26 protein-coding genes are annotated in these 24,102 nt (G+C 66.6%); 2 read left to right on the top strand and 24 right to left on the bottom strand.

Annotated elements, in window-relative coordinates; genetic code table 11:
- The first annotated feature begins 19 nt into the window (after positions 1 to 19).
- Positions 20 to 1,132 (top strand): ABC transporter substrate-binding protein, encoded by a 1,113-nt coding sequence (locus ACSFBF_RS34755; RefSeq protein ID WP_435474892.1) that lies wholly within the window; start codon positions 20 to 22, stop codon positions 1,130 to 1,132.
- Positions 1,133 to 1,141: 9 nt separating this feature from the next.
- Here ACSFBF_RS34755 and ACSFBF_RS34750 read toward each other — a convergent pair whose 3' ends face one another.
- The 14 genes from ACSFBF_RS34750 to ACSFBF_RS34685 form a co-directional block, all read right to left on the bottom strand.
- Positions 1,142 to 1,291, bottom strand: a complete 150-nt coding sequence (locus ACSFBF_RS34750) for a hypothetical protein (RefSeq protein WP_019656389.1) — start codon at positions 1,289 to 1,291, stop codon at positions 1,142 to 1,144.
- Between the two features lie 119 nt (positions 1,292 to 1,410).
- Entirely contained in the window at positions 1,411 to 3,105 is a 1,695-nt protein-coding gene (locus tag ACSFBF_RS34745) for an MFS transporter (protein WP_435474890.1), read from the bottom strand.
- Between the two features lie 185 nt (positions 3,106 to 3,290).
- Entirely contained in the window at positions 3,291 to 3,935 is a 645-nt protein-coding gene (locus ACSFBF_RS34740) for a 2-hydroxychromene-2-carboxylate isomerase (RefSeq protein WP_435474888.1), read from the bottom strand.
- Positions 3,932 to 4,198, bottom strand: coding sequence for a DUF1289 domain-containing protein (locus tag ACSFBF_RS34735; protein ID WP_258352773.1), 267 nt, complete (start codon positions 4,196 to 4,198; stop codon positions 3,932 to 3,934). The genes ACSFBF_RS34740 and ACSFBF_RS34735 overlap by 4 nt, the downstream gene beginning before the upstream one ends.
- Positions 4,195 to 4,683 (bottom strand): YbaK/EbsC family protein, encoded by a 489-nt coding sequence (locus tag ACSFBF_RS34730; RefSeq protein WP_093056785.1) that lies wholly within the window; start codon positions 4,681 to 4,683, stop codon positions 4,195 to 4,197. Before ACSFBF_RS34730 ends, ACSFBF_RS34735 begins: the two co-directional genes overlap by 4 nt.
- Before the next feature lie 64 nt (positions 4,684 to 4,747).
- Positions 4,748 to 5,389, bottom strand: coding sequence for a homoserine/homoserine lactone efflux protein (gene rhtB, locus ACSFBF_RS34725; RefSeq protein ID WP_435474886.1), 642 nt, complete (start codon positions 5,387 to 5,389; stop codon positions 4,748 to 4,750).
- A 3-nt stretch (positions 5,390 to 5,392) separates the two neighbouring features.
- Complete coding sequence (locus ACSFBF_RS34720) at positions 5,393 to 6,313, bottom strand: hydroxymethylglutaryl-CoA lyase (protein WP_435474884.1); 921 nt, start codon at positions 6,311 to 6,313, stop codon at positions 5,393 to 5,395.
- A 135-nt stretch (positions 6,314 to 6,448) separates the two neighbouring features.
- The gene (locus ACSFBF_RS34715; RefSeq protein ID WP_435474882.1) at positions 6,449 to 6,742 is read right to left on the bottom strand and encodes an acylphosphatase; all 294 of its coding nucleotides are present in this window, start codon (positions 6,740 to 6,742) and stop codon (positions 6,449 to 6,451) included.
- A 13-nt stretch (positions 6,743 to 6,755) separates the two neighbouring features.
- Entirely contained in the window at positions 6,756 to 7,925 is a 1,170-nt protein-coding gene (locus tag ACSFBF_RS34710; RefSeq protein WP_435474880.1) for an acyl-CoA dehydrogenase family protein, read from the bottom strand.
- A complete protein-coding gene (locus ACSFBF_RS34705; RefSeq protein ID WP_435474878.1) occupies positions 7,922 to 9,160 on the bottom strand; it encodes a CaiB/BaiF CoA transferase family protein in 1,239 nt (412 codons plus the stop codon). The genes ACSFBF_RS34710 and ACSFBF_RS34705 overlap by 4 nt, the downstream gene beginning before the upstream one ends.
- Positions 9,157 to 10,173, bottom strand: coding sequence for a Bug family tripartite tricarboxylate transporter substrate binding protein (locus tag ACSFBF_RS34700; protein ID WP_435474876.1), 1,017 nt, complete (start codon positions 10,171 to 10,173; stop codon positions 9,157 to 9,159). Before ACSFBF_RS34700 ends, ACSFBF_RS34705 begins: the two co-directional genes overlap by 4 nt.
- 29 nt (positions 10,174 to 10,202) lie before the next feature.
- The gene (locus tag ACSFBF_RS34695; protein ID WP_435474874.1) at positions 10,203 to 10,598 is read right to left on the bottom strand and encodes a cupin domain-containing protein; all 396 of its coding nucleotides are present in this window, start codon (positions 10,596 to 10,598) and stop codon (positions 10,203 to 10,205) included.
- Positions 10,595 to 11,344 carry an IclR family transcriptional regulator gene (locus ACSFBF_RS34690; RefSeq protein WP_435474872.1) on the bottom strand — a complete coding sequence of 250 codons (750 nt, stop codon included), beginning with the start codon at positions 11,342 to 11,344 and terminating at the stop codon, positions 10,595 to 10,597. Before ACSFBF_RS34690 ends, ACSFBF_RS34695 begins: the two co-directional genes overlap by 4 nt.
- Positions 11,345 to 11,434: 90 nt before the next feature.
- Positions 11,435 to 12,355 carry a 2-hydroxyacid dehydrogenase gene (locus ACSFBF_RS34685; protein WP_435474870.1) on the bottom strand — a complete coding sequence of 307 codons (921 nt, stop codon included), beginning with the start codon at positions 12,353 to 12,355 and terminating at the stop codon, positions 11,435 to 11,437.
- 94 nt (positions 12,356 to 12,449) lie between these two features.
- Here ACSFBF_RS34685 and ACSFBF_RS34680 point away from each other — a divergent pair, with 94 nt between their 5' ends.
- Positions 12,450 to 12,764: an EthD family reductase gene (locus ACSFBF_RS34680; RefSeq protein ID WP_435474868.1), complete on the top strand. Its 315-nt coding sequence runs from the start codon at positions 12,450 to 12,452 to the stop codon at positions 12,762 to 12,764.
- Positions 12,765 to 12,770: 6 nt separating this feature from the next.
- Here ACSFBF_RS34680 and ACSFBF_RS34675 read toward each other — a convergent pair whose 3' ends face one another.
- The 10 genes from ACSFBF_RS34675 to ACSFBF_RS34630 form a co-directional block, all read right to left on the bottom strand.
- Positions 12,771 to 13,382 carry a hypothetical protein gene (locus tag ACSFBF_RS34675; protein WP_435474866.1) on the bottom strand — a complete coding sequence of 204 codons (612 nt, stop codon included), beginning with the start codon at positions 13,380 to 13,382 and terminating at the stop codon, positions 12,771 to 12,773.
- A 12-nt stretch (positions 13,383 to 13,394) separates the two neighbouring features.
- On the bottom strand, positions 13,395 to 14,027 hold the full coding sequence (yfcF, locus tag ACSFBF_RS34670; RefSeq protein ID WP_435474864.1) for a glutathione transferase: 633 nt from the start codon (positions 14,025 to 14,027) through the stop codon (positions 13,395 to 13,397).
- 66 nt (positions 14,028 to 14,093) lie between these two features.
- The gene (locus tag ACSFBF_RS34665; protein WP_435474862.1) at positions 14,094 to 15,068 is read right to left on the bottom strand and encodes a DUF4349 domain-containing protein; all 975 of its coding nucleotides are present in this window, start codon (positions 15,066 to 15,068) and stop codon (positions 14,094 to 14,096) included.
- A gap of 70 nt (positions 15,069 to 15,138) precedes the next feature.
- Positions 15,139 to 17,142, bottom strand: a complete 2,004-nt coding sequence (locus ACSFBF_RS34660) for an acetyl/propionyl/methylcrotonyl-CoA carboxylase subunit alpha (protein WP_435474860.1) — start codon at positions 17,140 to 17,142, stop codon at positions 15,139 to 15,141.
- Positions 17,135 to 17,809, bottom strand: a complete 675-nt coding sequence (locus ACSFBF_RS34655; protein WP_435474858.1) for a DUF4126 domain-containing protein — start codon at positions 17,807 to 17,809, stop codon at positions 17,135 to 17,137. The genes ACSFBF_RS34660 and ACSFBF_RS34655 overlap by 8 nt, the downstream gene beginning before the upstream one ends.
- A 25-nt stretch (positions 17,810 to 17,834) precedes the next feature.
- Positions 17,835 to 18,635 carry an enoyl-CoA hydratase/isomerase family protein gene (locus ACSFBF_RS34650; protein WP_435474856.1) on the bottom strand — a complete coding sequence of 267 codons (801 nt, stop codon included), beginning with the start codon at positions 18,633 to 18,635 and terminating at the stop codon, positions 17,835 to 17,837.
- Between the two features lie 16 nt (positions 18,636 to 18,651).
- Positions 18,652 to 19,515, bottom strand: a complete 864-nt coding sequence (locus ACSFBF_RS34645) for an alpha/beta hydrolase family protein (protein WP_435474854.1) — start codon at positions 19,513 to 19,515, stop codon at positions 18,652 to 18,654.
- A 22-nt stretch (positions 19,516 to 19,537) separates the two neighbouring features.
- A complete protein-coding gene (locus tag ACSFBF_RS34640; protein WP_307615962.1) occupies positions 19,538 to 21,160 on the bottom strand; it encodes a carboxyl transferase domain-containing protein in 1,623 nt (540 codons plus the stop codon).
- Positions 21,157 to 22,827: an AMP-binding protein gene (locus tag ACSFBF_RS34635; protein ID WP_435474851.1), complete on the bottom strand. Its 1,671-nt coding sequence runs from the start codon at positions 22,825 to 22,827 to the stop codon at positions 21,157 to 21,159. The genes ACSFBF_RS34640 and ACSFBF_RS34635 overlap by 4 nt, the downstream gene beginning before the upstream one ends.
- A gap of 17 nt (positions 22,828 to 22,844) precedes the next feature.
- On the bottom strand, positions 22,845 to 24,017 hold the full coding sequence (locus ACSFBF_RS34630) for an isovaleryl-CoA dehydrogenase (RefSeq protein WP_435474849.1): 1,173 nt from the start codon (positions 24,015 to 24,017) through the stop codon (positions 22,845 to 22,847).
- Positions 24,018 to 24,102 lie beyond the last annotated feature (85 nt).

Genomic DNA, 24,102 nt, shown 5'->3' with positions numbered 1-24,102 from the left:
CGTGGAAAGGCTTTGCTCGATGAAAAAGACGTTCACGTCCTGCGCCGTGGCGCTGCTCCTGGCCATGGCGGCCCAGGGCGCATCGGCCCAGATCCTGATCGGCCAGTCGGCCGACCTTTCAGGCCCGGTGGCGGCCAGCGTCAAGGAAACCATCATGGGCTCGCAGCTGGTCATCGACCAGGTCAACGCCCAGGGCGGCATCAACGGCGAGCAGATCGAGGTGATCCGCATGGACGACGGCCTCGACGCCAAGCGTTCGCTGGAGAACACGCGCGTGCTCATCGAAGACAAGAAGGTCGTCGCGCTGCTGCTCAACCGCGGCACGCCCAACACGCTCGCGGTGATTCCGCTGCTCGACAAGTACGGCGTGGCGCTGGTCGGCCCTTCGACGGGCGCGATGGCGCTGCACAAGCCGCTGCAGAAGAACATCTTCAACGTGCGCTCGACCTACCAGCGCGAGGCCGAGAAGGCCGTGCAGCACCTGCAGACCACCGGCATCCAGCGCATCGCCGTCGTGCAGGCCGACGACTCCTTCGGCAAGGACGCGATGGAAGGCGCGAACAAGGGCTTCGAGAAAGCGAACCTGAAGCCGGCCGTGATCGCGCTGGCCGACCGCAACAAGCCCGACTTCGCGGCGATCATTCCGCAGCTGACCAAGGCCAACGCACAGGCGGTGCTGTGGATCGGCTCGGGCACTGCCGTGACGGATGGCATCAAGGCGCTGCGCGCCGCGGGCTCGGCGGCGCAGATCATCACGCTGTCGAACAACGCGGCCTCGGGCTTCATCAAGGAACTGGGCTCGGCCAGTGCCGGCGTGATCATCACGCAGGTGCTGCCCTACGAGCGCTCCTTCGGCCACCCGCTCATCAAGGAAGCGCTGGCGCTGGCCAAGGCCAAGGGCCAGAACGACCTGTCGCCCGCGCTGCTCGAAGGCTTCGTCGCCACCAAGGTGATGGTGGAGGCGCTGCGCCGCACGGGCCCGAAGCCCACGCGCGCAAAGCTCATCGCCACGCTCAACAACTTCCAGTACGACGTGGGCGGCGGGCTCGAGGTGAGCTACTCGCCGACCGATCACACGGGCATCGACTTCGTGGACCTGTCGATCGTCAGCGACGGCAAATTCAAAAGATAAGGCGGCGCCTTACTTGGGCGCGGCGGCGGGCGCTGGCTCGTGCGTGGTGGTATCCCCACCGTGCTTCTCGCCCGACATGTCGACCTTGTCGCCGGCCTTGGAGATCACGTACAGAGCAATGGCGGCAAAGATGACGAAGCCGACGACGAGTTTCCACATGGGTGTTGTCTCCTGACGAGGTTGATTGATTCGGGGGGCTCAAGAAAAAGGCCTCATGCGGTTGGCATGAAGCCTCTTTGTTGAACGGAGGGCATGGCGCCCTCCTGTGCGAGCGACGATCAGTCGTTCGCGTAGATGTCCACGTCCTTGGTTTCGCGGATGAAGATCGTGCCCACCACCAGCGTGATGCCGGCAATGATGATCGGATACCAAAGCCCGTTGTACATGTTGCCGGTGGAGGCCACGATGGCGAAGGCCGTGGTCGGCAGCAGGCCGCCGAACCAGCCGTTGCCGATGTGGTACGGCAGGCTCATCGAGGTGTAGCGGATGCGCGTGGGGAACAGCTCGACCAGCATCGCGGCGATCGGGCCGTAGACCATCGTCACCAGCAGCACCAGCCAGAACAGCAGCACGATGGTCATCACCTTGTTGATCTTGGCGGGATCGGCCTTGGCCGGGTAGCCCGCGACCTTCAGGTCTTCGGCCACGCCCTTCTTGAAGGTGGCGATCTCCTTGGCGGAGTTCTCGTCGAACTTCGAGTTCACGACGTTGCCGACGGGCGCCTCGACCGACTTCTCGCCGATCTTCACGGTGGCCTTGGAGCCCGGCGCGCCGGCGACGTTCTCATAGCTCACCGAGTTCTGCACGAGGTAGCGCTTGGCGATGTCGCACGAGCTGCGGAAGTCGATCTCGCGAGCCACCGGATTGCCCTGGAACGAGCAGGTCGCCGGGTCGGCCGTCACCGTGACGGCGGCCGTGGCCTGTGCGCGGGCCAGGTCGGGGTTGGCCGCTTCGGTCAGCATCTTGAAGACCGGGAAGTAGGTGATCACGGCCAGCAGGCAGCCGGCCATGATGATCGGCTTGCGGCCGATCTTGTCCGACAGCGTGCCGAACACCACGAAGAACGGCGTGCCGAGCAGCAGCGCGGCGGCAATCATCAGGTTGGCCGTGGTCGCATCGACCTTCAGCTGTGCCGTGAGGAAGAAGAGCGCGTAGAACTGGCCCGAATACCAGACCACCGCTTGGCCTGCCGTGAGGCCGACCAGCGCCAGGATCACGATCTTCAGGTTCTTCCACTCGCCGAAGGACTCGGACAGCGGCGCCTTCGAGGTCTTGCCCTCGGCCTTCATCTTCTGGAAGGCCGGCGATTCGCTCAGCGACAGGCGGATCCACACCGAGATGCCCAGCAGCAGGATCGAGACCAGGAACGGAATGCGCCAGCCCCAGTCATTGAACACCGCCTCGCCGAGCCACTCGCGCACGCCCAGGATCACCAGCAGGCTCAGGAACAGGCCGAGCGTTGCCGTGGTCTGGATCCACGAGGTGTAGGCGCCGCGCTTGCCGTGCGGCGAGTGCTCGGCCACGTAGGTGGCGGCACCGCCATACTCGCCGCCGAGCGCCAGGCCCTGCAGCATGCGCAGCGCGATCAGGATCACCGGCGCCGCAACGCCGATGGTCGCGTAGCTGGGCAGCAGGCCGACGATGAAGGTCGACAGGCCCATGATCAGGATCGTGACCAGGAAGGTGTACTTGCGCCCGATCATGTCACCCAGGCGGCCGAACACGATGGCGCCGAACGGACGCACCAGGAAGCCCGCGGCGAACGCCAGCAGCGCGAAGATGAAGGCCGCGCCCGCATCCAGGCCACTGAAGAACTGCTTGGCGATGATCGCGGCCAGCGAACCGTAGAGGTAGAAGTCGTACCACTCGAACACGGTGCCGAGCGAGGAGGCGAAGATGACTTTCTTCTCCTCCGAGGACATGGGCCGGGGGGCCGGATGCGGCACTCCCCTCGAATCTAGTGTGGCTGCCATTGGTCATCTCCTGTGTGTATGCGTTCGTTGCGGTTCCCGGCATTCGGGACCGTGAGGCATTCTTGGAGGCGCGACTGACCCGAGGCTTGCGCGAAACTGAACCGACGCTTACGGATTAGGGTGAAACCCGCGCAGCGCGTTTCAGCTTGTAAGAAATCCGGCTCTTACCGGGTTTTGCCTAGTGCCTAGTTCTTGCTGCTGCGCAGCAGGGACGGGCGCTGGTCAGCCGAGGTCCATTGCGGGCCGTCGAACCATGCGTCGCCCGCCAGGTAGGCGCGCAGCATCTGGAGGCCGTCGAAGCCCCAGAACAGGCGGCCGTCGACCACATAGGCCGGCGTGCCGAACACGCCAAGCTGCAGGGCCTCGTCGGTGTTGCGCTTGAGCAGGGCCTTGCTCTCGTCGCTGTTCGCTTCGCGCTTCGGCTTCAGCTGTGCAGTGAGCGCGGCAAGGCGCGCGGCGTCGCCAGGTTCTTCGCCGCCGCGCCACACGTGGCGGAAGACGGTCTCCGCCACGAGGCGGCTGATGCTGCCGTCGTCACTGGTCGACAGCGCGAGCCGCAGGTGGGCCAGCGGGTTGTAAGGATGCGAGGCCGGCATCTCGATCTCGATGCCGTTCGCGTGGCCCAGCCAGAGCACATGGCGATAGGTCCAGCTGCGCTTCGACGGAATCTCCGCCGGGCCGAGTTGCCCGTGCTGCTTGAGCAGTGCACCCAACAGCACCGGCTTGTAGGCCACGCTGTAGTTCAGGCCTTCGAGCGCCTCGGGCAGGTGCTCGAACGCAAGGTGCGCGTAGGGCGAGATGAAATCGAGATAGAAGTCGATGTGCTTCATGCGTGCCTGTCTCCTGTGTCGGCTGGAGCCCGCCAGATGCCGGCCTTGGCCCGCAACTCTATCGCCCGCCAGACGTGGCGGCGCGTTTCGTCTTCCATCTTGCTCCAGCCCGCGATCTCGGGAATGGTGCGCAGACAGCCTTCGCAGAAGCCGCTGAGGCGGTCCATGCGGCACACCGAGGAGCACGGCGAGGGCACGTCTTCCACCATGGCCTGCACGGCCACGGCGCGTTCGGCGAGCGTTTCGGCCTCGTCGAAGTTCACACCACGTCCGCCACCGGCGCGCCGGTGAGCTTTTCGAGGTCGTGCGGGCGCAGCTGGAACACCGCATGCGGATGGCCTGCGGCCGCCCAGATTTCCTCGAAGCGGAACAGCTCGCGGTCGATCAGCACCACGGGCTTTGTCACATGCCCCACCGGCGAGACGCCGCCGATGGTGAAGCCGGTGCGCGCCTTCACGAAGTCGGCATCGGCACGGCCGGTCTTGCCGACCAGCGCATCGACCTTCTTCTCGTCCACGCGCTTGTCGCCCGAGGTGATGACCAGCACGGCCACCTCGTCGCTCTTGCGGCGGAAGATGATGCTCTTGGCGATCTGCCCGACGGAGATGCCGAGCGCGTCGGCCGCCTGCTGCGCGGTGCGGCAGGCGTCGTCGAGCATGCGGGGGGAATGGGGGTGACCGGCATCTTGCAGCACGCGGGAGACGCGTTGGACGCCTTCGGGGAGGGAGTGGAGTTCAGAGCCGCACATGGATTCGAATCTATCAGGCACCTGGCACCGTGGTGCCGGAAAAAGGGGAACGGGTTCGCAGCGGCTACGCGCTGCGCTTGAACGCGAACAGGAACGCGCCCATCGCCATCAGCACGCCACCGAAGACGCGGTTCTGCGCACGCCGTGCGCGCACGCTGCGAAGCACGCCCTGCAACCTGGCGGCCAGCCAGGCGTAGCCATGCATCACGGTCACGTCGACCATCACCGTCGTGGCCAGCAGCACCAGCAGCTGCAGCCACAACGGCCGCGTCGGCTGGATGAACTGCGGCAGCACGGCCGCCATGAAGACGATGCCCTTGGGGTTGGTCACGTTGGTCAGGAAGCCGCGCAGCACGCGCTGCGGCGCCGTGAGGTCGGGCTCGCCGGCGGCCTCCTGCGCGTCGTTGCCGTCGATCTTCGCGACGGGCGCGCGCCACTGGCGCCAGCCCAGCCACAACAGGTAGCACGCGCCGACCACCTTGATGACCGTGAACGCGGTGGCCGAGGCGGTGAGCACCGCGCCCACACCAAGGCCGGCCACCAGCAGGATCACGGCAAGCCCCAGCTGCAGCCCGACGATGGTCGCCGTGGTGCGCCGCACGCCGTAGCTGAGCCCATGGCTCATGCTGAGCACCGCGCCAGAACCGGGCGACACGGCGATGACGCAACTCGCCACCAGAAATGCGAGCCAGACATGCAGATCCATGCTTCAACCCGCCCGCTTGGTGCGGATGGCCTTCGACGCCCGCGAACTCGGTTCGCGGCCCAGCGCCTCGCTGATGTACACGCCCGCGTCGATCAGCTTGTCGAGGTCGATGCCGGTCTCGATGCCCATGCCGTGCAGCATGTAGACCACGTCTTCCGTCGCCACGTTGCCCGTCGCACCCTTGGCGTAGGGGCAGCCGCCCAGGCCGGCCGAAGACGACTGGAAGTTCCACACGCCCATCTCGAGCGCCGCCAGCGTGTTGACCAGCGCCTGCCCGTAGGTGTCGTGAAAGTGGCCGGAAATGGCGTCGACATCGAAGTGCGCCAGCGTGGCCTCCATCGCCCCTTGCACCTTGCGCGGCGTGCCCACGCCGATGGTGTCGGCCACGTCCACGCGCTGCACGCCAATGCCCTTCATCAGTTGCGCCAGGTATGCGACCTTGGCCGGCGCAATCTCGCCTTCATAGGGGCAACCGACCGTGCACGACATGGCGCCGCGCACGTAGATGCCTTTCTCGCGCGCCGCAGCCACCACGGGCGCGAAGCGTTCGATGCTCTCGGCAATGGAGCAGTTGATGTTCTTCTGGCTGAAGGCCTCGCTCGCAGCGCCGAACACCACGATCTCGTCGGGCCACTCTTCGCGCGGCGCGGCAATGGCGGCCTCGAAGCCCTTCATGTTGGGCGTGAGCACCGAATAGCGCACGCCGGGCTTGCGTTGGATGCCGTGCATCACCTCGGCGTTGTCGGCCATCTGCGGCACCCACTTGGGACTGACGAAGCTGGTGACCTCGATCTCTTTGAGCCCTGCGTCCTGCAGGCGGTGCACGAGGCCGATCTTGATTTCGGCGGAGACCGGCTGCTTTTCGTTCTGCAGGCCGTCGCGCGGGCCGACGTCGACGATCTTGACTTTGGTGGGGAGTTTCATGGGATGTCTCTTGTGTCTCGGGAGAATGAGAAACCGTCGTCAATTGTCCGACACATGGAAACGCCCTGCTCGGTACACAAGTCGCGGAAGGTAGCAATGCGCGCCTGCGGGGTTGCAAATGGTGCCAGCCGGGCGCTAGGCGGTTTCGCGCTGCTCGAAGTCGTCGGGGCTGTCCGTGGTCGCGGCATCGGTCGCCTCGACCGCATCCACGCGCGCACCGTCCGGCCCCTGGCGCGCCCAGCGGATCAACCCTTCCACCGCGACAGCCTCGCCGGCTGCAAGCGCCTCCACGCTCCCATCACGCCGGTTGCGCACCCAGCCGCGCACGCCGAGCCGCTTCGCGGCCTGCACCATCGACCAGCGGTAGCCCACGCCCTGCACGCGGCCGCGAATGACGAGATGGCGGGTGACGGTGACGTTGTTGTTCATGGCATGGCACGGATCAGTAAGACTTGGGCAGCCCTAGCGCCTTTTCGGCGATGAAGTTCAGGATCATCTGCGGGCTCACGGGTGCAATGCGCGGAATGTAGCTCTCGCGCAGCAAGCGCTCAACGTGATATTCCTTCGCATAGCCCATGCCGCCCAGCGTGAGCACTGCGTTCTGGCAGGCGTCGTGTGCCGCTTCTGCCGCGAGGTACTTGGCGGCATTGGCCTCGATGCCGCAGGGCTCGCCCGCGTCGTACAGCGTGGCGGCCTTGAGCATCATCAGATCGGCCGCTTCCAGGTTGGCCCAGGCACGCGCCAGCGGATGCGCCACGCCCTGGTTCTGCCCGATGGGCCGGCCGAACACGACGCGCTCCTGCGCATACTGCGAGGCGATGCGCAGCGCCGCGCGGCCAATGCCGATGGCTTCCGCCGCGATCAATATGCGCTCGGGGTTGAGCCCGTGCAGGATGTACTCGAAGCCCCGCCCTTCCTCGCCGATGCGGTCTTCTTCCGGCACTTCGAGCCCGTCGATGAAGAGCATGTTGGAGTCCACCGCCGCGCGGCCCAGCTTGTGGATCTCGCGCACCTCGACCTTGCTGCGGTCCAGCGGCGTGTAGAACAGCGTGAGGCCCTGCGTGGGCTTCTTCACCTGGTCCAGCGGCGTGGTGCGCGTGAGGATCAGCATGCGGTCGGCCACCTGCGCGGTCGATATCCAGATCTTGCGGCCGTGCAGCAGGTAGCCGCCGTTCGGCTGGCGCACCGCCTGTGTTTTGAGGCTGGTGGTGTCGAGCCCCGCGTCGGGTTCCGTCACCGCGAAGCAGGCTTTCTCGGTGCCCGCGATCAGCGGCGGCAGGAAACGCTGGCGCTGTTCCTCGCTGCCGAATACCACCACCGGGTTGAGCCCGAAGATGTTCATGTGCACCGACGACGCGCCCGACATGCCTGCGCCCGAGGCGCTGATGGCGCGCATCATCAGCGCCGCCTCGGTGATGCCGAGCCCCGCACCGCCCTGCGCCTCGGGCATGGCGATGCCGAGCCAGCCGCTCTGGGCCACCGCGCGGTGGAACTCATGCGGGAACACGGCGCGGTCGTCGTGGTCGCGCCAGTAGTCGGCGGGGAAGTCTTCGCACAGCCGTTCGACGGCCGCGACCAGCGAGCGCTGGTCTTCGTTCAGGGAGAAATTCATTCTTCGCTGTCTTTCTTCGATGGGCCCGGTTGCAGCGTGACGCCGCTTTCGAGCATGCGTTCGATGGCCTCGTCGCCATAGCCCGCTTCGCGCAGCAGCTCGACGCTCTGCTCGCCGATACGCGGCGTGGGGCGACGGATGGCGGTGGGCGTGGCGCTGTAGCGGCCGACCGGCGCGAGGGTGCGGATGCGGCCCTCGGTCGGGTGATCGAACTCGGGGTAGAAACCGACGGCGCGCAGATGCGGGTCATCGAGCAGGCTGTCGGTGCTGTGCAGGCGCGCGACGGGAATGTCCGCGGCATTGAGCGCGGCAAACCATTCGTCGCTGGTGCGCGTGGCCATCACCTCGGCCACGAAGGCATAGACCGCACCGATGTTCGCGGCGCGCGCCGTGTGAGTGCCGAACATCGGCGAGCTGCGCAGCTCGGGCCGGCCGATCACGTCGAAGAAGGCCTGCCAGTGCTTGTCGTTGTAGATGAGCACGCTGAGGTAGCCATCGGCCGTGGCGTAGGGCTTGCGATGCGGCGCGAGCAGGCGCGCATAGCCGGTGGGGCCGAGCGGCGGCTCGAAGCTGTGGCCGCCGAGGTGGTCGCCCATGACGAACTGCGACAGCGCTTCGAACATGGGCACTTCGACGGCCTGGCCCTTGCCGGTGCGCTGCGCATGCAGCACGGCGGCGAGCAGCGCGATGGCGGCTTGCAGGCCAACGGCGCGGTCGGCCAGCGTGACGGGCGCGTAGCGCGGCGCGCCGCCGCTTTGCTGCGCGAACAGCGAGGCGACGCCCGCTGCACCTTGGATGAGGTCGTCGTAGGCGGGCTTTCCGGCGTAGGGCCCTTGCTCGCCATAGCCAAAGGCGCCAAGGTAGACGATCTTCGGGTTGACTGCGGCCACGGCTTCATAGCCGAGCCCGAGCCGCGCCATCGCCTGCGGCCGCGTGTTGTAGATCAGCGCATCGCACCCCGCCGCCAGCTTCAAGCAGGCCTCGCGCCCCTCGGTCTGCTTGAGGTCGAGCACGATGGAGCGCTTGTTGCGGTTGAGGTGCATCGCCATCGCGCCCATGCCGGGGTGGCGCATCGGGCCGACGGCGCGCAGGTTGTCGCCGCCGGGCGGCTCGACCTTGATGACGTCGGCGCCAAGGTCGCCGAGCGTCTGCGTCGCATACGGCCCCATCACCACGGCCGTGAGGTCGAGGATGCGGATGCCTTCCAGTGGTCCGAGCGGTCCGGTCGCGCTCATTCGGGCTGGATCCCCGCGGCCTGGATCAGCTTCTTCCACTTCGCCAGTTCCGACACGGTGAACGCGCCCAGCTCTTCCGGCGTGCTGCCGAAGGCATCGAAGCCCAGCTTCGCCACGCGCTCGCGGAAGGCCGCGCCGTTGGCCATCTCGGACAGCGCCTTGTTGAGCTTCAGCACGATGTCGCGCGGCGTCCCCGCCGGTGCGAACACGCCGTTCCACGAAGTGATATCGAAGCCCTTGAGCTCCGGCGTGTCGGCCAGCGGCGGCAGTTCGGGAAAGAGCTTGGTGCGCTCCTGCGTGGTGACAGCAATCGCGCGCATCTTTCCGGCCTTCACCGTGGCAAGGCCCGCGGCAAGATCGACCACCATCATCGACACCTGACCGCCGATCAGGTCGGCAATTGCCGGCGGCGTGCTCTTGTAGGGCACGTGCAGCATCGGCACGCCGCTCATGCGCGACAGCGTGGCGCCGCTCACGATGCCGGTGCTGTTGCCGCTTGCGTAGGTCAGCTTGCCGGGGTGCGCGCGGCCCCAGGCCAGCAGCTCGGCCACGCTCTTCACGGGCAGCTCGTTGTTCACCACCAGCATGAACGGCAGGTTGCCCATGCGGCTGACGGGCGCGAAGTCTTTCACCGGGTCGTAGGGCAGCGACTTCATCAGGCTCGGGTTGGCCGAGTGCGTGGTGTTGGTCGTCATGAACAGCGTGTAGCCGTCGGGTGGCGCCTTGGCGACGAACTCGGCTGCTATCACGCCGTTGGCGCCAGCCTTGTTGTCGACGATGACCGAAGCCTTGAGCGCCTCGCCGAGCATCTGCCCGGTGATGCGCGCCACCGCATCGGTGCCGCTGCCGGCCGCGAAGGGCACGACGAGCCTGATCGGCTGCTTCGGGTAGCCGTCCTGCGCGAAGGCCCATGGCACGGCGCTGGCAAGCCCCGCGGCCGCGCCGATGGAAATGAAACGGCGGCGGTTCGCCACCGCGACTGTTTGACCTGTCGCGTTCTTCGTCGTCTGCATGTGGTTTGTCTCCGGGTTGTTGTGTCGGTTCAGGGCCGGATCACGCGCTCCGGCGATTCCTCGTACGGCGGGCTGTAGATCACCAGCACGCGCACCGGCTCGTCGCTCACCACCGTGAAGGTGTGCATGGCATCGGCCGGAAAAAAGCAGCTGTCGCCGGGGTGCAGCTCCTGTCGCTGGCCGCCCACCTCGGCGACCGCGCGTCCTTCGAGCATGTAGCAGACCTGCTCGATGCCCGGGTGTGCATGCGGCAGCGCGCCCTTGCCCTTCTGGATGTGGCCAACCAGCACTTCGAGCTGCTTCGCACCCACGGTCTCGGGGCCGATCAGGCGCTTGTTCAGCGTGCCGGTGTGGTTGGCGGGGTGGTAGCCGACGATCTCGTCCTCGCGGACGAAGTAGCGTGGGGCAGCGGTCGTTGCAGTCATCGGGGGCTTTCTGTCTTGGGTTCGATGGCGAGGCAGGCGGAGCGCAGCATCGCGGCGATTTCCTCGATGCGCGCCTCCATGCGGTAGCGCGGGCCGGCGACCGAGATGGCATAGGCCTCGCCGCCGATGCGCAGCGGCCAGGCCAGGCCGACCAGGTCGGGAATGCTTTCGCCGAGGTTGCCGTACCAGCCGCGCGCGGCGGAACGCTGCAGCTCGGCCTCGATGGCGTCGGCGGTGGTGAGCGTGGCCTCGGTCAGCGGCGCGAGCGTCATGCCTTCGAGCAGCTTACGGCGCGTTTCGGCGTCGAGCGTGGACAGCAGCGCGCGGCCCAGCGAGTTGGCGTAGGCCGGGCGCGTTTCGCCCGACTCGGCCGTGTAGCGGATGCTCTGCGGCGCGCTCAGCACCTCCAGATAGACCACCAGGCCCGCATCGCGGAACTTGGCGAAAACCACCGTCTCGCGCGCTGCGTCGCGCAGTTCTTCGAGCGTGGCCTTCACCCGGTCGAGCACCGGGTCGTGGGCGGCGATGACCTGCGCCATCGCAAGCAGCCGGCCCGTCGGGTAGTAGCCCTGGCGGCGGCCGGTTTCGTACATGTAGCCCTGCTCTTCGAGCGTGCGGATCAGGCCCAGGCAGCTCGACACCGGCATGTCGAGCAGGCGCGCCATTTCCGACAACGCCAGCGGCTGCTTCTCGCGGGCGAAGAGCTCGACGATCTCGATCACCCGAAACGCAGTTTTCACAGTCATGAAAAGATTTTCATACTTGTGAAAAACTAATGTTTCAGGGTTTCCCCTGCCCGCAGCGCCTTCCTGCGGGTTGTTCGAGGCGAGGGCCGGTCAGTAACCGCGCTCGGGATCGACCACGCCGGCAACCGGCAGGCCCTGCTCCATCGCGCGGATCTTCCCGGCAATCTGGGTGATCGACTCCTCGCGCAGCGTGCGCGCCGAGCCGTGTGGCGTCACGGTGATCTTCGGATGGCGCCAGAAGGCATGGTCGGCCGGCAGCGGCTCGACCTGGAACACGTCGAGCGTCGCGCCCGCGAGCTGGCCCGCGTCGAGCATCGGGATCAGGTCGTCTTCGACCAGATGGCCGCCGCGCGCGATGCTGATGAGATAGCCCTCGGGCCGCAACTTGCCCAGCGTGTTGCGATTGAGGATGCCGCGTGTCGCCTCGGTCAGCGGCAGCAGGTTAACCAGCACGCGCGTGGACGACAGGAACTCGTCGAACTGCGCCTCGCCGCTGAACACCCGCACGCCGTCGATCTCCTTTGGCGAGCGGCTCCAGCCCAGCACCGGAAACTCGAACTGCGCCACGGCCTTGGCCACGCGCTCGCCGAGCACGCCCAGCCCCATGATGCCGACCGGAAAATCGCGCCGCAGCTTCGGCTTGCGGTAGCTCCACTTGCCTTCGCGTGCATCGGCCTCGTAGGCATCGAACTCGCGGAAGTGGCGAATGAGCGTGTGGCAGACGTACTCGGCCATCTGCACCGACATGCCCGCGTCGTCGAGCCGAACGATGCGCGTGTGCGCCGGCACCTTGAGCTTGAGCAGCGCGTCGACGCCCGCGCCAATGTTGAAGATGCCGCGCAGCTTCGGCTGCTCGTCGAGAAATTCCTGCGGCGGCGCCCAGACCACGGCATGGTCGGCCTGGGGAGCACCTGGCTTCCAGGCCTCGATGACGGCGTCGGGGAGTTCGGCCTTCAGGCCTTCGATCCAGGGGTCTGGGCGGTTGTCGGTGAGGTAGACGGTGATTCGCATGGGCACGCATCTTAGGTCGCACCCGGCTCGCCCTCGGCTTGTGCGGGCACTGGCCATCTCCTATCCTTGAACGCTCACCTCAGGAGACCCTTGCATGATCAAGTTCAGCGTGATGTACCCCCACACCCCCGGCGCACGGTTCGATCACGACTACTACCGCGAAAAGCACATGCCCCTGCTCAAGGCACGCATGGGCGACGCCTGCCTCTCGTACACCATCGACAAGGGCCTGGCCGGCGGCGCGCCGGGCTCCGCGCCCACCTACATCGCCATGTGCCACGTGTTCGCCGAATCGGTCGAGGCCTTCCAGAATGCCTTCGGACCGCATGCGAAGGAGATCAGGGGCGACGTGAAGAACTACACCGACATCGCGCCGGTGACGCAGATGAGCGAAGTGGTGGTGGGCTGACGGGCATCAGCTGATCCAGGCCTGCGCGCTGTCGAGCACACGCCACATGCCGAGAGGCCGGTGCAGCAGCACAAAATGGCCCATGGCCCGCAAGCCGCCCTGCCCGATCGACATGAAGAAGAGCGCCTGGGATGCAGACTCGTCGATGCCCACACGTGAGAAGCGAACAAGACCCGTGGCGTCCGGGTACGCCTTGTAGAAGCTTTCCCAAGCCAGGCCGAGGTTTTTTGCCGTGTCGAAAAGATAGTTGATATCTTCTACCCGGACCATCTGAAATCGGACATTGCGGCGCACCAGATGGGAAGGAATCTGCAGCGGGGATAGCTTGGCAAGCACGCGAAGAAAATCATCGATCACTCTCCCCGTCGCTTGTGGCATCTCTTTTCTGAGAGTTTCGCGTTCGAATCCGGTGGCCCCGACGAATGCGCTCCCAGTGTCTGCCGTGGTCTGCTCGACGACCAGCGTCTTCGGCGACACCACGCCCGGATCGAGCGTGTTCAGATAGGCAGCAATGGCTTCGCGCTCGACTGGCCGCATCGACTCGCCACTGAGCGCCAACGTCGGCACAAGCGCACCAGCCAGTGCCACCAGTGCGGCACGCCGGTCCAGCGTGGGCACAGACGACATGCCTCAGCGCAGCGGCCGCTCCAGCGCCACCCAGCGCTGGACGGAAGGCCGCTGCCACTGCCGGTCCGCATACGACGCCAGCTGCTGCGGCACGGCGTCTCCATTCATGACCAGACGATTCAGCATCAGCGCCAGGTCGACGTCGGCGATGCACCACTCGCCGAACAGGTTCTCCGCGTCATCAGCAAGCAGCGCCTGCGCCACCTGGAAGAGCGTCTTCGCCGACTGGTGCGCCACCGCCGACAGCGGTGCGCTCGCCGGGCCGTAGAAGATCACCTCGGTCGAACGCTCCTGGCGGATCGGCATCAGGTCGCTGCGAAGCCATGCCTGCACCTGTCGCGCGCGGGCGCGGTTGCGCCGCTCGGCCGGGTACAGCGCGGTTCCTTGCGCAAAGGTTTCGTCGATGTACTCGGTGATCGCGGACGACTCCGACAGGGAGAAGCCACCATGCACCAACGTGGGCACGCGCTGCGTCAGCGACAGCTGCGAGAAGCCGGCGGCCCGGTGCTCCAGCGCCCCAAGGTCGACGGGGGACAAGTCGAAGTCCAGCTGCTTTTCATGCAGCGCCACGAACACCGACATGGCATAGGGGCTGGCGAACTGGGCATCCACGTAAAGACGTAGCGGATCCGGCATCAAGAAAGGCTCCTGCGTAAGAAAAAGGGCCTCAAACCAGCCCGCCCGCGATCTTACTTACTTGGCTTACTTGATTGTGGCGCGGCGACGACGCCACAGCACCCGCACCAGCCATCCCACCGGCAGCACCACCAGCACCAGCCACGGCAACACCGCCGCAATGAAGGTGATCAGCGAGCCCACGCTCTCCGCCAGCACCGAGCCCGCATTGCGAAGCGCCTGCCGCATCGGGCTGTAGCCCTCGCCACTGCTCACCAGCGCGCGCTTGGGCGTGAACTGGATCTGGATGTGCTGCTTGCTGGTCTGCTGCGCCAGCACCTTGCGCTGCGTGGCATTGGCGTCGAGCTCGGCCTGCGTATCCGACAGCGTGCGCTGGATGGCCAGCAGGTCGGCCATGGTGCGCTTGGTGACGGTGTCGCGCAGCATCGTGCGCAGGCTGTCGCGGAACTCGGTGCGGTTCTTGATGCGGGCCTCGACGTCGATCACCTCGGCGGTCTTGTCCTCGCTGGTGGTGGTGTGCGAAACCACATTGGCCACACCGGCCAGGCCGCCGAGCAGCTTGTCGACGTCGGCGGGTTCCACGCGCATCTCGAGCATGGCGTTGCCGGGCTGCTGCGGCGTCTCGCGCAGCAGGGAGGACGACAGCAGCTCGCACTTCAGCGTGCCGCACAGGTCGCGCACCTTGCCCCAGGCATCGGCCAGCTGTTCGGCCGGCACCTCGACGTTCAAGTCCTGCCGCACGGCGAGGAAGCGCTGCAGCGGCGTGCTGTCCTGCGACTGGTCGGTGGCCGACGGTGCGGAGGCCGGTTCCGCGGAACGCATCCGCGCCTCCTTCCTCATGGCCATGCCACCGGCATAGCCAGCAGCAGCCTGCATGGGCGCGGGCGGCGGCGAGGCCGGCTCGACAAGCGTGGCAGTCTCGTTGTTCTTGCGGTCGCAGCCGGCCAGCGACAGCGCGGCCGCCAGGGTCAGCAGGACGATGCCCGCGCGGTGGCGGGCAAAGAGGAAACGGGGCGAACCGGAAGGCGTGCGATAGGTCATGGAGAGTTCCCTTGAGTGATGACTACCGCAGCTGGTACGGGCAGGCGCCCGGAACGGGGTTAAGTTTTTTTCAGGCGGCCGCCGCGCCCATTCTCAACAACTCGTCGCCTTCGGCCACCTGCTCGCCCGGCGCGAACATCAGCTCTTCCACCGTGCCATCGGCCGGTGCTGCGATGGTGTGCTCCATTTTCATGGCCTCCATCACCGCCAGTGGCTGGCCGCGGCTGACCTTGTCGCCGGCCTTGACCGCGAAGGACACGACCTTGCCGGGCATCGGCGCCGTGAGCCGGCCGCCTTCGGCCTGCGTGTCGCCGGCATGGGCGAGGCGGTCGATGGCGGTGATCTTCGTGGCGCCCTTCGAAGCGAATACGTGGGCCGTTGCGCCGTCGAGATGCACGTCGAGCGTCTGGCGCGTGCCGGCAAACTCGACTTCGAATTCACCGCTCGGAAACTGCCCGACCACCAGCGGGCCCTCGGCGCCACCGGCTTCGAGCCACAGGCTGCCGTCGCGCCTGTAGGTCAGCAGGGCGATCTGTTCGGCGCCGCGAAACTCGAAGTCGAAGCGGCGCAGGTATTCGCCGTGCGAGCGCCAGCCATCGCGGCGCTCGAACGGGTCGGGCACGCCGGTCGGCCGTTCGGTGACCAGCGTGCGCGTGATCGCGGCGGCGGCCGCCAGCGGCAGGCCCAGCGCTTCGCGGTCGAACAGCACGGCGCGCTCGCGCTCGATCAGCGCGGTGTCGAGGTTGGCCTTCGAGAACGACTCCGTCGCCAGAATGCCGCGCAGGAACTGCACATTGGTCGACACGCCCACGATCTGCACCTGCGCCAGAGCCGCATCGAGCCGGGCCAGCGCCTCTTCGCGCGTGGTGCCGTGCACGATCAGCTTGGCGATCATCGAGTCGTAGAAGGGCGATATCTCGCCACCCTCGCGCACCCCGTCGTCGATGCGCACGCGGCTGCGCTGGAAGGCCGTCGCCTGCGGCTTGCGGTACACGCGCAAAGTGCCGGTGGCGGGCAGGAAGTTGTTGTCGGGGTTCTCGGCGCAGATGCGCGCCTCGATGGCGTGGCCATGAATCTGCAATTCCGACTGCTTCGCGGGCAGCGTCTCGCCCGAAGCCACGCGCAGTTGCCATTCGACAAGGTCGAGGCCGGTAATCGCTTCGGTCACCGGATGCTCCACCTGCAGCCGCGTATTCATCTCCATGAAGAAGAAGTTCATCTCACCGCCTTCGCGCTGCTCGACGATGAACTCCACTGTGCCCGCACCCACGTAGTTCACAGCACGCGCAGCAGCCACCGCCGCCTCGCCCATCTGCTTGCGCATCGCCTCGGTCATACCAGGCGCAGGAGCCTCTTCGAGCACCTTCTGATGGCGCCGCTGCACAGAGCAGTCGCGCTCGAACAGGTAGACGTAGTTGCCATGCGTGTCGCCGAACACCTGGATCTCGATGTGGCGCGGGCGCTGCACGTACTTCTCGATCAGCACCGCGTCATCGCCAAAGCTGTTGATGGCCTCGCGCTGGCACGAGGCCAGCGCGGCGGCGAAGTCTTCCGCCTTGTCGACCGCGCGCATGCCCTTGCCGCCGCCGCCGGCACTGGCCTTGATGAGCACCGGGTAGCCGATGCGATCGGCCTCGCGCTGCAGCAGCTGCGGGTTCTGGTCGTGGCCGTGATAGCCCGGCACCAGCGGCACGCCGGCCTTTTCCATCAGCTGCTTCGACTCGGCCTTCAGGCCCATGGCCTTGATGGCCGAGGGCGGCGGGCCGATGAAGACCAGGCCCGCGTCGGCACAGGCCTGCGCGAACTCTTCGTTCTCGCTGAGGAAGCCGTAGCCCGGATGCACGGCCTCGGCACCCGTGGCCTTGGCGGCTTCGAGGATCTTTTCCCAGCGCAGGTAGCTGTCCTTGGGGGCGCTGCCGCCGAGGTGCACCGACTCGTCGCAGGCGCGCACGTGGTTGGCGTGCGCGTCGGCATCGGAGTACACAGCCACGGTGCGGATCGCCATGCGGCGTGCAGTAGCCGCAACGCGGCAAGCGATCTCGCCACGATTGGCGATCAGGATCTTCTTAAACATTCGGAGTGTCTCCCGGAGGATTCTTTTTCAGTTGGAACGCGGGCACCACGCCCGGATCGGGTCGGCCGCTGAAGATGCGGGCCACGCGGCCGAACAGCGCCTTGAGGAAACGCCAGCTCTTGCGGATGAGCCACACGCTCAGCACAAGCACCAGCACGAACAGCACGAGGAAGACGAAGGGATGTGCCACCGCGAGCCACAGGCCCGCCGGCACCATCGTGTCTTCGACCAGCGAGGCGCCCACGTTGGAAAACGGCTCGGGCGAAGTGTTGATGGCCGCGCGCGTCGTGGCCTTGGCCGCATGCGCCGTGGCCGCGAAGCTGCCGCCCACCAGCGCCGCGACGATGGCCATCACGCCGTGGTCGGCGCCGAACACGCTGGCCGCGAGCGCCGCACCCGCAGGAATGCGGATGGCGGTGTGCACCACGTCCCACAGCGAATCGAGGCCGGGGATCTTGTCCGCGAAGAATTCGATGAACACCATGAAGCCGCTGGCCGCGATCACGACCGGATGCGCCAGCAACTGCAGACCGCTCGGCAGCGGCACCCAGCCGAAGTAGCCGACAAGGCCCGTCAACAGCACGACCAGGTAAAGCCGCACGCCGCTGGCCCAGCCGATGGCTGCAGCCAGTGCGATCAGCTGGGGCATGTCGAGGCTGGTGTTCATGGCGGGACCTCCGGGGCGTGGATCGTCAGGCCTTGCCGGCTTCCAGCCACGACGGCTTGCGCTTCTGCAGGAAGGCCTGCACGCCCTCGCGGCCTTCGTCGCTCGCGCGGATGTCGGCGATGCCCTCGACGGTCTTCGCGATCAGCGCGTCGTCGATCTCCTGGCCGGCCACGTCGGCAATCAGTTGCTTGCAGGCGCGCACGGCGGCCGGGCTCGCACCGGCCAGCGCCTTCACGAGTTCGTCGACCTTCGCATCGAGCGCATCGGCGGCGACCACTTCATGCACGAAGCCGATGCGGTGCGCCTCGGCGGCGGTGAAGCGCTCGGCCGTGAGGAAGTAGCGCTGCGACGCACGCGTGCCCATCGCGCGCAGCACGTACGGGCTGATGGTCGCGGGCACCAGGCCGATCTTCACTTCGCTCAGGCAGTACCACGCGGTGTCCACGCTCACGGCCATATCGCACGCGGCGACCAGCCCCATGCCGCCCGCATACACATCGCCCTGCACGCGCGCGATGGTGGGCTTGGGACACTCCGCGATGGTGCGCAGCATGGCAGCCAGCTTGCCCGCGTCGGCGATGTTCTCGTCGCGCGTGTAGTCGGCCATGCGGCGCATCCAGTTGAGATTCGCGCCCGCGCAGAAGGCGGGGCCGTTTGCGCCGAGCACGATGGCTTTTACCTGCGGCGCGGCGCCGGCTTCGGTGAAGGCCTGCGTCAGCTCGGCGATGACGGCGTCGTCGAAGGCATTGCGTGCGTCGGGCTGGTCGAGCCAGATGCGGGCGATGGCGCCTTCGAAGCTCAATTGCAATTTTGTGTAGTCGCTCATGTCCGTTGTCTTGTCGTCATTGCAGGTGCCGGGGCAGCCCCAGCTTCGCGAGGAACTGATCCACCATCGGCACCCAGATCGCGGCGTTGTCGCGGCCTTCGAAGAAGGCGTGGCCGTCGTTGCCGTAGGGTGGCACGCCCTCGAAACGCACGTCCACGCCCCTGGCCTTGTAGGCCTGCAGCAACCGGCTCGCCAGTGCGGGGCCGAAGAAGTGGTCGTTCTCCGAATAGACCCACAGCATCGGCACCTTGGTGGTCGATGCGTAGCGGCCGAAGGCATCGACCAGCTTCGCTTCGTTGCACACGTCGTCCGGCCCGCGCGAGCCGCGGCCACCCGCAAAGTTGATGGTTCCGACCACGCCCTCGGGGTTCAGGCTCGACAACGCCAGCACACCGAAGCCGCCGGCCGACTTGCCGAGCAACACCATGTGCTGCGCGTCGGCATACGGCAGCGTGCGCGCGTAGTCGAGCGCGGCGCTGATGTCCTTCGCGCTTTCGAGGCCGGCCTGCACGTAGTCGGGGTTGGCGCAGCTGAAGTAGTTCTCGGCCCACGGCCCGTCGGACTTGCCGTAGCCGCGCCGCAGCGGGTTGATGACCAGGAAGCCGTGCTTCGCGAACATCTCGGCCTGCCGCGCGTAGCGGTTCTGCACTTTCGGAATGTCGGCGGACGAACGCGGCGTGCCGTGGTTGATCACCAGCACCGGGAACGGCCCGTCGCCCTCCGGCCTGTATTCGGTAGCGGCCAGCTTGATGTGCGACTCGCCGAAGAAGCCCTTGACCGTCATCGGTATCTCGATGTCGCGGCGCGCCACGCTCTGCGCGTGCGCGCCCAGCGCCGCGCAGAGCAAGGCGGCGATGAGTGTGAGCTGGCGCAGCGTCATGGGAGCGTCTCCGTCCTTCGTCTTACATGCGGAAGATGCCGAACTTCGGCTCTGGAATGGGCGCGTTGCGCGCTGCCGCAAGCCCCAGCGCCAGCACGCGCCGCGTGTCCGCCGGGTCGATGATGCCGTCGTCCCAGATGCGCGCCGTGGCGTAGTAGGGGTGCCCCTGGTCTTCGTACTGCTGGCGGATCGGCGCCTTGAAGGCTTCTTCCTCTTCCTTGCTCCAGCTGCCGCCCTTGAGCTCGATGCCGTCGCGCTTCACCGTGGCCAGCACGCTCGCGGCCTGCTCGCCGCCCATCACGCTGATGCGCGCGTTGGGCCACATCCAGAGAAAGCGCGGGCTGTACGCGCGGCCGCACATGCCGTAGTTGCCGGCGCCGAAGCTGCCGCCGATGATGATCGTGAACTTGGGCACGTTGGCGGTGGCCACGGCCGTCACCATCTTGGCGCCATGGCGCGCGATGCCTTCGTTCTCGTACTTGCGGCCCACCATGAAGCCGGTGATGTTCTGCAAAAACACCAGCGGAATCTTGCGCTGGCAGCACAGCTCGATGAAGTGCGCGCCCTTCTGCGCCGATTCGCTGAACAGGATGCCATTGTTGGCCACGATGCCCACCGGCATGCCCTCGATCTCGGCAAAGCCGCACACCAGCGTGGCGCCGAAGCGCGCCTTGAACTCGTGGAACTCGCTGCCGTCGACGACGCGCGCGATGATCTCGCGCACGTCGAAGGGCTTGCGCGTGTCGGTGGGAATCACACCGTAGAGCTCTTCGCGCGGGAATGCGGGCGCGCGCACCTCGGCCTTCGCCGGGGCGTCGGCTGCCTTCGCATTGAGGTTGGCCACCGCCGAGCGCGCGAGCGCCAGCGCATGCAGGTCGTTCTGCGCGAGGTGATCGACCACGCCCGACAGGCGCGTGTGCACGTCGCCGCCGCCTAGGTCTTCGGCCGTCACCACTTCGCCCGTAGCAGCCTTCACGAGCGGCGGGCCGCCCAGGAAGATGGTGCCCTGGTTCTTCACGATGATCGATTCGTCGCTCATCGCCGGCACATACGCGCCGCCGGCCGTGCACGAACCCATGACCACTGCGATCTGCGGGATGCCCTGCGCGCTCATGTTGGCCTGGTTGTAGAAGATGCGGCCGAAGTGCTCGCGGTCGGGGAACACCTCGTCCTGGTTCGGCAGGTTGGCGCCGCCCGAGTCGACAAGGTAGATGCAGGGCAGGCGGTTCTGCTCGGCGATCTCCTGCGCGCGCAGGTGCTTCTTCACCGTCATCGGGTAGTAGGTGCCGCCCTTCACCGTCGCGTCGTTGCACACGATCATGCAGTCGACGCCATTCACGCGGCCGATGCCCGCGATGATGCCGGCGCCCGGCGCCGACTCGGCTCCCTTGGCGTCGAGATACATCGCATGCGCGGCCAGCGGCGCGATTTCAAGAAAGGGCGTGCCCGGGTCGAGCAGCTCGGCCACGCGATCGCGCGGCAGCAGCTTGCCGCGTGCGGTGTGCTTGGCACGCGCGGCCTCGCCGCCGCCCTGCTCCACTTTCGCGAACTGCGTGCGCAGGTCGTCGACCAGCGCGCGCATGGCTGCGGCGTTGGCCTGGAAGTCCGCCGAGCGGGCGTTGAGTTTGGTTTCGAGTTGGCTCATGCTGTCTTTTCTTGGCTAAGGCCGAGTTGCTCGGTCATGGCATCGCGGATCTTGAATTTCTGGATCTTGCCGGTCACCGTCATCGGGAACTCGCTGACGAAGCGGATGTACTTCGGCACTTTGTAGTGCGCGATCTGGCCCTTGCAGAACTCGCGCACTTCTTCTTCGGTGGCGCTCTGGCCGGGCTTGACGATGATCCAGGCGCACAGCTCTTCACCGTACTTCCTGTCGGGCAGGCCGACGACCTGCACGTCCTGCACCTTCGGGTGGCGATACAAAAATTCTTCGATCTCGCGCGGGTAGATGTTCTCGCCGCCGCGGATCACCATGTCCTTGATGCGGCCGACGATGTTGACGTAGCCCTCGCCATCCATGGTCGCGAGGTCGCCGGTGTGCATCCAGTGCTCGGCGTCGATGGCCTCGCGGGTCTTGGCCTCGTCGTCCCAGTAGCCGTGCATCACCGAATAGCCGCGCGTGCACAGCTCGCCCGACCGGCCGGGCGGCATGACGGCGCCGGTCTCGGGGTCGACGATCTTCACTTCGAGGTGCGGCTGCACCGTGCCCACGGTGGACACGCGGCGGTCGAGTGGCGTGTCGGTGCTGCTCTGGCAGCTCACGGGGCTGGTCTCGGTCATACCGTAGGCGATGGTGATCTCGCTCAGGTGCATCTCGCTGACCACGCGCTTCATCACCTCGATGGGGCACGGCGAGCCGGCCATGATGCCGGTGCGCAGGGTCGACAGGTCGAACTCCTTGAAGCGCGGATGGTCGAGCTCGGCGATGAACATGGTGGGCACGCCATGCAGGCCGGTGCACTTCTCTGCCTGCACTGTCTCGAGCACGGTGAGCGGATCGAACCCGTCGTTCGGGTACACGATGGCCGAGCCGTGCGTAAGACAAGCCAGGTTGCCCAGCACCATGCCGAAGCAGTGGTACAGCGGCACGGGAATGCACAGCCTGTCGGCGGGCGAGAGCTTCATGCACTCGCCGATGAAGAAGCCGTTGTTCAGGATGTTGCGATGCGTGAGCGTCGCGCCCTTGGGAAAGCCCGTGGTGCCGCTGGTGAACTGGATGTTGATCGGGTCGGTGGCCTTCAGCGTCTTCTGGACCTGCGCGATGCGCGGATCCAAGGCATCGCCGCTTGCGAGCAGCTGCGAGAAGCGCTGCATGCCGGGCTGCTCGTCACCCTGCCCGGCCTTGTCGATCCAGAAGGTGTGGGCCAGCTGCGGCACACGCTTCGGCCCCAGCTCGCGCAGCATGCCGAGGTAATCGCTGGTCTTGAACTGCGCCATCGTCACCAGCGCCTTGCAGCCGACCTTGTTGAGCGCGTATTCGAGCTCGGAGGTGCGATAGGCCGGGTTGATGTTGACGAGGATCAGGCCCACCTTGGCGGTGGCGATCTGCATCAGCACCCACGCCACGTTGTTGTGCGACCAGATGCCGACGCGGTCGCCGGGCGCGAGGCCGAGCTTCAGCAGCGCGCTCGCGAGTTTGTTCGATTCGGCCTGCAGCTCGCGGTAGGTGTAGCGCTGGCCTTCGTGGCGGCTGACGAGCGCCTCGCGCTCGGGCTGCTTGCCGACCATGTCGTCGAAGAAGTCGCCGATGGGTTGTTCGATCAGCGGAACATCGGTGGCGCCTTGCGCCATGCTTTGGGTCAAGAGCGCCATGGCGATGCGTCCTTATTTCAAGCGGTTTCGGAGAACAGCTCGCGGCCGATCAGCATGCGGCGGATTTCGCTGGTGCCCGCGCCGATCTCGTACAGCTTGGCATCGCGCCACAGCCGCTCGACCGGAAAGTCCTTCGTGTAGCCCACGCCGCCCAGCGCCTGGATCGCCTCGCCGGCCATCCACGTCGCCTTCTCGGCCGAATACAGGATGGCGCCGGCCGCATCCTTGCGGAAGGTGCGCGCATGGTCGTTGCGGTCGCAGGCCTTGCCCACCGCGTACACATAGGCACGCGTGGCCTGCCAGGTCGAATACATGTCGGCCAGCTTGCCCTGCATGAGCTGGAACTCGCCGATGCTCTGGCCGAACTGCTTGCGCTCGTGGATGAAGGGCAGCACCGCGTCCATGCACGCAGCCATGATGCCCAGCGGGCCACCCGAGAGCACCGCGCGTTCGTAATCGAGGCCGCTCATCAGCACCTTCGCGCCCTGGCCTTCGCCGCCCAGCACGTTCTCTTCCGGCACTTCGCAGTTGTCGAAGAACAGCGGGAAGGTGTTGGAGCCGCGCATGCCGAGCTTGTCGAGCTTGGTGCCGGCGGAGAAGCCCTTGAAGTTCTTCTCGACGATAAAGGCCGTCATGCCGCGCGCGCCCATCTCGGGCTCGGTCTTGGCGTAGATGACCAGCGTGTCGGCGTCGCCGCCGTTGGTGATCCACATCTTGCCGCCGTTGAGCACGTAGTAGCCGTTCTTCTTCTCGGCCTTGAGCTTCATGCTCACCACGTCGGAGCCGGCGTTGGGCTCGCTCATGGCCAGCGCGCCGACGTGCTCGCCGCTCACCAGCTTGGGCAGGTATTTCTTCTTCTGTGCGTCGTTGCCGTTGCGGTGGATCTGGTTCACGCACAGGTTGGAGTGCGCGCCGTACGACAGACCCACCGAGGCCGAGGCGCGCGAGACTTCTTCCATCGCCACGATGTGTGCCAGGTAGCCCAGCTCGGTGCCGCCGAACTCCTCTTTCACCGTCATGCCGTGCAGGCCGAGGTCGCCGAGCTTTTGCCACAGGTCGTGCGGGAACAGGTTGTCGCGGTCGATGTCGGCGGCGCGGGGTGCGATTTCGTTGGCGGCGAAGTCCTGGATCGCGCTGCGCAGCGAGTCGATGGTGTCGCCCAGGTCGAAGTTCAGGCCGGGATCGTGCATGGGGTTTGTCTCCTCTGAAGGGGTCTGCGCGCAATGCCACCCGCGCTGAGTGGCGCTTGCGAAAGATCGCAGCTTACGCCTCACC

The organism is Variovorax nivicola, assembly GCF_051216475.1.
In the GTDB taxonomy this organism is placed as follows: domain Bacteria; phylum Pseudomonadota; class Gammaproteobacteria; order Burkholderiales; family Burkholderiaceae_C; genus Variovorax.
The sequence above is the reverse complement of the archived record's forward strand: the minus strand, read 5'-3'. Positions and strand labels throughout refer to the sequence as shown.